Source organism: Mesorhizobium sp. M7A.F.Ca.AU.001.01.1.1, from assembly GCF_004022735.1.
GTDB lineage: Bacteria > Pseudomonadota > Alphaproteobacteria > Rhizobiales > Rhizobiaceae > Mesorhizobium > Mesorhizobium ciceri.
In genome coordinates, this window is the sequence record NZ_RZPF01000838.1 from 1 (window position 1) to 2542 (window position 2542).

Here is a 2542-nt window from a genome sequence, read left to right on the forward strand (position 1 = left end):
GGTCGGTGTGGTCGGCATGAGGTTCTCCTTCAGTCAGGCGGACAGCAAACTGGGCATAGCGGACGCCGGCTGTGATCAGCCGTGAACACGAGCCAGGAAATCGCGGACCAGCGCCAGCGCGTCGTCGAAATGTGTCTCGAGCAGCCAATGACCCGCCCCTTCGATCAGATGCAGTTCCGCATCGGGCAGATCGCGATGATAGGCCCTTGCCGACGCCGCGGGCATATAGCCATCCTCTGGCCCCCAAACGATCAACGTGGGCGGATGGTGTTCACGCAAATAAGCCTGGTAGCGCGGAAACCAGGTGAGATTGGCTTCCAGCTTCTCCATCAGACCGACGGCGATCTGCCGACGAACCGGCGTGTTCATCAGTGGCCAGTGAAGATTCCAGAGATCGGGCGGCACGCGCATGGCGACGTCGTCAGCCACTTCCCCGATGAACTCGGCCCGAAACCCATCCTCACTTACCGCGGCCTCGAGCGGACGGTGCTTGCCGGGCGTCTTGTCGGTCCACCAGGCCTTGATCGTGGCGTATTTGGGTCCAAGCACATCCTCGTAGATGTCGCCGTTCTGGATGATCAGGGCGCTGATCCGCTCCGGGTGTGAGATCGCATGCCGGAGTCCTATCTGCGAGCCATAATCATGCAGCCACAAGGCGTAGCGTTGGAGACCGAATTTATCGGCAAGCTTGGAAAGCACGTCGCAATAGGCGTCGAAATCATAGCCGAAGGTGGCCGGATCGGGTGTGCCGCTGTATCCGAAGCCAGGCCAGTCGAATGCAATCGTCCGCCAGCGGTCGGCGAGCGCCGGCATCAGTCGGCGGAATTGGAACGAAGAGCAGGGATAGCCGTGCGGCAAGAGCAAGACAGGTGCTTCTAACGGCCCTGCCTCGCGATAAAAAATGGATAGATCATCCAGTTGCATGCGTCGGTGCGTCGTTGCACCCGGCATTCGGACCTCCGTCGAACAAACCTCGGCTAAACGCGTTTGATCGAGGGATCGTTCCGAATGGGGGAAGCGGACGGTCGGCAATATTCATCTCTTCAAATTCACCACGATGACACCGCCCAGCGCCAGCGCGCCGCCGATTATGCCGAGCAGAGTGGGAACTTCGCCCAGCCAGAAGAAGCCGATCAGCGCGGACATCGGCGAGACCAGATAGAGGAAGTTGGAGGCACGTGCCGCCGGCAGACGCGACAGCGCGGTCGCCCAGGCGGCATAGGCGATGAGGCTGGGCACGATGCCGAGAAAGATGACGGCGCCGAGGCCTGCTGTGTCGGCGACCGCCGCCTGCGAAAAGGCCGACGGCAGGAAGGGGGCCAGGCACAGTGCGCCGAGCACCATGTTCGAAGCCGAAATGGTCAATGGATGATGGCGGGCAAACAGCGGCTTCTGGACGATGGTGTTGACGGCCGAGCACAAGGCCGAACCAAGCACCAACAGAGCACCGGTGTTGAACGACAGGCCATGCCCATCGGCCATGGCGATGATGCCTATGCCGGCGAAGGAAATCACCGTACCGATCCAGGCCACGCCTGAGAAGCGCTCGCCCAGCAATGCCATCGCCATGATGGCGGTGAAGATCGGGCTGACATTGATGATGAAGCCGGCGGCACCGGCCGAGACGGTCAGTTCGCCGAAATTGAGCATGACGGTGTAGAGCGCGACGAAGATGGCGCCGCCAAAGACCAGGCGCCACGCTTCGTCGAGCCTTGGCAGCGCCGGGCGCTTGACGGCCAGGAAGATCGCCGCCGGCACAGCGGCGATGGCAAAGCGCAACGCACCCAGTTCCAGTGGGCCGAAGGCGGCGAGACCGGCTCGGATAGCGGGAAAGGCGGAGGCCCAGCCGACCACCGTCAGCGCCACAGCGATGGCTGCCGTGGTGTCCATTCGCTGTGTCGAATTCAACGTGCCCGTTATCTCGCTCATCTCACCGCCCTCGTATTTCTTCGGTCCTGAAAGGCAGAAAACGCCTTTTCACCCCGGTTGACAAACGACGAAATCGAGGATCACCTGTGACTATGGATCACAGCTCGGACACAATGGTGCCGCTCGAAACGCTGCGCGCCTTCGATGCGGCGGCGCGGACAGGCAGCTTTTCAGCGGCCGCCGAAAAGCTCAATATCACCCATGGCGCCGTCAGCCGGCAGATCGCCAAGCTCGAGGACTGGCTGGGATTGAAAGTCTTCGACCGTGGTGCGCGCGGCGTCTCGCTGACGATCGAAGGCAACAGGCTGCATCTGCGCACGGCGGAAGCCTTTGCGCTGATATCGACCCATTCCGACCGCTGGGTCGAGCCGCGTGGCACGGCGGTGGTGCGGCTGACCTCGATTCCCTCGGTCAGCGGACTGTGGCTGATGCCGCGCATGGCGGCTCTGGAAAACAATCCCTCGAAGCTGCGCATCGTGCTCGATGTCGACATCCGCCAGGCCGACCTTGCCGATGAAGGCATCGACCTCTCGATCCGTTGTGGACGCGGCGGCATTCCGGGCCGCATCTCGGTGCAACTTTTCGAGGAACATGTCTTCCCTGTCGCGTCACC

At 62.1% G+C, this 2542-nt stretch carries 3 protein-coding genes; 1 reads left to right on the forward strand and 2 read right to left on the reverse strand.

Going from position 1 to position 2542, the window contains the following annotated elements:
• Nucleotides 1-75: 75 nt before the first annotated feature.
• Entirely contained in the window at nucleotides 76-951 is an 876-nt protein-coding gene (locus EN884_RS32665; protein ID WP_063167728.1) for an alpha/beta hydrolase, read from the reverse strand.
• Nucleotides 952-1035: 84 nt separating this feature from the next.
• Nucleotides 1036-1929, reverse strand: coding sequence for a DMT family transporter (locus tag EN884_RS32670; RefSeq protein ID WP_013532338.1), 894 nt, complete (start codon nucleotides 1927-1929; stop codon nucleotides 1036-1038).
• A 92-nt stretch (nucleotides 1930-2021) separates the two neighbouring features.
• Here EN884_RS32670 and EN884_RS32675 point away from each other — a divergent pair.
• Nucleotides 2022-2542, forward strand: a 521-nt coding sequence (locus EN884_RS32675; RefSeq protein WP_128360997.1) for a LysR family transcriptional regulator, incomplete at its 3' end; no start/stop codon positions are given.

Excerpts from the sequence above, each read along its gene's own strand:
- EN884_RS32670 (WP_013532338.1), bottom strand. The coding sequence starts at position 1,929 with ATGAGCGAGATAACGGGCACGTTGAATTCGACACAGCGAATGGACACC.
- EN884_RS32665 (WP_063167728.1), bottom strand. The coding sequence starts at position 951 with ATGCCGGGTGCAACGACGCACCGACGCATGCAACTGGATGATCTATCC.